This is a genomic window from Pseudolysinimonas sp. (assembly GCF_031389465.1).
Lineage (GTDB): Bacteria > Actinomycetota > Actinomycetes > Actinomycetales > Microbacteriaceae > Pseudolysinimonas_A.
Genome location: NZ_JANMSQ010000004.1, coordinates 1 through 3,311, shown reverse-complemented (window position 1 = coordinate 3,311; position 3,311 = coordinate 1). Strand labels below are relative to the sequence as shown.

At 67.5% G+C, this 3,311-nt stretch carries 7 protein-coding genes; 2 read left to right on the top strand and 5 right to left on the bottom strand.

The annotated features are described in order from the left end of the window. Positions 1-129: 129 nt before the first annotated feature. Complete coding sequence (locus tag RMO30_RS00080; protein ID WP_309707853.1) at positions 130-474, top strand: metalloregulator ArsR/SmtB family transcription factor; 345 nt, start codon at positions 130-132, stop codon at positions 472-474. A 187-nt stretch (positions 475-661) separates the two neighbouring features. Here the strand turns inward: RMO30_RS00080 and RMO30_RS00075 are convergent, their stop codons facing one another. The 4 genes from RMO30_RS00075 to RMO30_RS00060 are packed head-to-tail and all read right to left on the bottom strand — an operon-like array spanning position 662 to position 2,744. Then, on the bottom strand, positions 662-979 hold the full coding sequence (locus RMO30_RS00075) for a multidrug efflux SMR transporter (RefSeq protein ID WP_309707856.1): 318 nt from the start codon (positions 977-979) through the stop codon (positions 662-664). Then, positions 979-1,329 (bottom strand): SMR family transporter, encoded by a 351-nt coding sequence (locus RMO30_RS00070; RefSeq protein WP_309707848.1) that lies wholly within the window; start codon positions 1,327-1,329, stop codon positions 979-981. The genes RMO30_RS00075 and RMO30_RS00070 overlap by 1 nt, the downstream gene beginning before the upstream one ends. 9 nt (positions 1,330-1,338) lie before the next feature. Next, positions 1,339-2,391, bottom strand: coding sequence for a cation diffusion facilitator family transporter (locus tag RMO30_RS00065; RefSeq protein ID WP_309707845.1), 1,053 nt, complete (start codon positions 2,389-2,391; stop codon positions 1,339-1,341). Further along, positions 2,388-2,744 carry a metalloregulator ArsR/SmtB family transcription factor gene (locus tag RMO30_RS00060; protein ID WP_309707842.1) on the bottom strand — a complete coding sequence of 119 codons (357 nt, stop codon included), beginning with the start codon at positions 2,742-2,744 and terminating at the stop codon, positions 2,388-2,390. The genes RMO30_RS00065 and RMO30_RS00060 overlap by 4 nt, the downstream gene beginning before the upstream one ends. A 71-nt stretch (positions 2,745-2,815) precedes the next feature. Between RMO30_RS00060 and RMO30_RS00055 the strand changes: the two genes are divergently transcribed. Beyond that, positions 2,816-3,010 (top strand): PLDc N-terminal domain-containing protein, encoded by a 195-nt coding sequence (locus tag RMO30_RS00055; RefSeq protein ID WP_191283106.1) that lies wholly within the window; start codon positions 2,816-2,818, stop codon positions 3,008-3,010. A 22-nt stretch (positions 3,011-3,032) separates the two neighbouring features. Here RMO30_RS00055 and RMO30_RS00050 read toward each other — a convergent pair. Further along, positions 3,033-3,311 (bottom strand): LuxR C-terminal-related transcriptional regulator (locus tag RMO30_RS00050; RefSeq protein ID WP_309707835.1); only part of this gene is annotated, 279 nt, incomplete at its 5' end.

The following is a 3,311-nucleotide window of genomic DNA, read 5'->3' as shown; positions in this document are numbered from 1 at the left end:
CCTGCGTCCCCGTCGCTGGGACCGCTCAAACAGCGCCTCAAGGGCTGCCCCGTTGTTCCAGAGCGATTCCGTTAGGACCTCCAAAGCAGTCACGGCACGATAGTTCAGCGCATGCTGTATAGTCACCACATGCTGACCATTGCGAGCCGCCTTGATGTGGTGAACCGACTCGGGCGTGCGATGGCCGACCCAACCCGGTCGCGCATCCTGCTCAGTCTGCTCGAGGCTCCCGGGTACCCCGCCGCACTGGCCCGAGATCTCGACCTCACGCGCTCCAACGTCTCCAATCACCTGGCGTGCTTGCGCGACTGCGGCATCGTGGTGGCGGAGCCCGAGGGGCGGCAGACCCGCTACGAGATCGCCGATCCGCACCTCGCGCTCGCGCTCAACGCACTCGTCGCGACGACGCTCATGGTCGACGAAGACGCCGACTGCCAGGACAGTTCCTGCCCTGTTCCCGGGTGTTGCGAGTGACAGCGCTCAACCCGTTAAGACCGCCCGCCAACAACGGACGGAGAGGGGGCGATCATGGCCGAGTGTTGTGACACCAGTTGCTGCGCGGCTGAGTGTGCCGAAGGGTGCACCTGCTGCTGACAGCCCTCATGGGAGCCCCTGGTCGAGCAACCGATCAGGGGCTCCTGCCGCTTGATCCTCCGAAGCCTCAGTGCGCCCCGAGTTCGATCAGCAACACGCCACCCATGATGAGCGCGACGCCGAGCGTCATCACCCAGGTGAACGGCTGCTTGAAGATCACCTTCCCGAACACCGCGGTGAGCGCGACTCCCGCGGCGGTCCAGATGCCGTACGCGACGCCCAGCGGCATCCCCTCACCGAGTGAGAACGACAGCGCCGCGAAAGCTACGAGGTAACCCACGGCGACGAGCAGGTACCACCACCGGGACCCCTTCACCGCTGCCTGCAGCGCGAGGGTCGCGGTGACCTCGGTGAGAATCGCGACGACGAGGAACACCCACGCGATCACGACTCCACCTCGGCCTTCGCGCGCGACGCGTGGCCCGACCCGATCTCGACGCACAACACCCCGACGATCACGAGTGCCATGCCGACGATCATGAGCGGAGTGAGCGGTTCCCCGAAGATCAACGCCGACAGCAGGGCGGTCAGTGCGACGCCGAGCGCGCCCCAGATGCCGTAGGCGACCCCGACCGGGATGCCGGCGCGCAGCACCAGTGCGAGCAGCACGAACGCCGCCAGATACCCCACGACCACGACGACGTAGAGCAGCGGCTGCTCGAGCGCACCCTTGAGCGACAGCGATCCGGCGACCTCGGCCACGATCGCGCCGCCGAGCAGCAGCCACTTCAGCACGACGCGAACCTACCGGCTGTGGGCGTGCACCGTCCCGGTGTCGAAGCGCACGACGACGCGGTCGAGGTTGGGGAGGGCGTGCTCGAGCCGGTGCTCGGCTTCGTGCGCGACCTCCTGCGCGACGCTCACCGGGGTGTCGGCGACAGTGATGGTCGCCGAGCCTTGCAGCCGGTGACCGACCCAGCGCAGCCGTAGGTCGGTCGTCGCGACCACCCCCGGGGTGCCGGCGAGGGCGCGCTCGGCTCGCTCGACGAGGTCGGGCTCGACGCCATCCATCAGTCGCCGTCCGATGCTGCGCACGGTGCCGATCAGCAGCACGAAGATGGCGACCGAGATGACGAGACCGACGAGCGGGTCGGCGAGCGGGAACCCGAGCAGCACGCCCACCGCGCCGAACACGACGGCGAGCGACGTGAAACCGTCGGTGCGGGCGTGGATGCCGTCGGCGACGAGTGCCGCGGATCCGATGCGTCGCCCGACCCGGATGCGGTAGATCGCGACCGCCTCGTTGCCGGCGAAGCCGACGAGACCGGCGGCGAGCACCCACCACACGTTGCTGATCGGTTGCGGGTTCAGGAGTCGCTCGATCGACTGCCAGCCCGCGACGACCGCGGAGGCGAAGACGACGAACACGATGAACAAGCCGGCGAGATCTTCGGCGCGGCCGAAGCCGTAGGTGTAGCGGCGGGTCGGCAGGCGGCGGCCGAGCACGAACGCGATCCAGAGCGGCACGGCGGTGAGGGCATCCGAGAAATTGTGGATGGTGTCGGCGAGCAGCGCGACAGACGAGCTGGCGATCACGACGACGAGTTGCAGCGCGGTCGTGACCAGCAGGATGAGCAGGCTGATCTTCACCGCTCGGATGCCGTGGCGGTTCGACTCGAGCGCGTCGTCGATCGAGTCGGCGGCGTCGTGGCTGTGCGGCACGAAGATCGCCTGCAGCACACCCTTCAGCCCCCGCGCGTGCTCGTGGTAGTGGTCGTGCGGGTGCTCATGACCGTGACCGCGATCGTGATCGTCGTCGTGATCGCCGTGCGGGTGAGGATGCGGGTGGCTGGTCATGAGGTCTCTCCTTCGTGGTGCCGCGGCGTGCCGCCCAGGCTGTGCTCGGCCTGGAAGATTGCGTCGCTCACGAGTCGCTTCGCGTGCTCATCGGCGAGGCGGTAGAACACGCGCGTGCCGTCGTTGCGCGTCAGCACGATGCGCGCGAGTCGCAGCTTCGCGAGGTGCTGTGAGACCGACGTCGCCGACTTGCCGACGGCATCCGCCAGCTCGCCCACCGGCAGCTCGCCGTCGCGAAGCGCGAGGATGATGCGCACCCGCGTGGCCTCGGCGAGCATCGCAAACACCTCGACCGCCAGTTCGACGTACTCGCTGTCGGGATGGCGTCCACACTTCTGCATATCTGCATCCATACGCAGATACTTACATAGAACGAGAGATCAGGCGCTCCTCGCAGCACGCTGAACCTCGCTAGGCTCGCCGCATGGAGCCCATCTCCGCCAGTATCGGCGGCCTCATCGCCCTCATCGTTTTCATCGTCACCGTGGTGTCGATCGTGAACAACCCCAACCACGGAGGGTTCGGAAAGTTCGTCTGGATCGTCGTGGCGTTCTTCCTGAGCATCCTCGGGTCGATCCTGTGGCTGATCTTCGGCCGCGGACGCGTTCCGAAGCGCTGACCCGCTAGCGCTGCAGCCAGGCCTATCTCTGCAGCCAGGCGATCACTGCAAGAACTCGGCGGTGGTCGATGCCGGAATCTTCGAGTGCGAGCTTGCCGAAGATCGAGGTGACGTTCTTCTCGACCGCCCCCACTCCGATGAACAGAGCCTCGGCGATCGCGGCGTTCGTGCGGCCCTCCGCCATCAGCTGCAGCACCTCCCGCTCGCGCGGCGTGAGCGTCGCCAGCGGGTCGTGGCGCCGCCCGATGAGCTGCGCGACCACCTCCGGGTCGAGCACCGTGCCTCCGTCGGCGATGCGGTC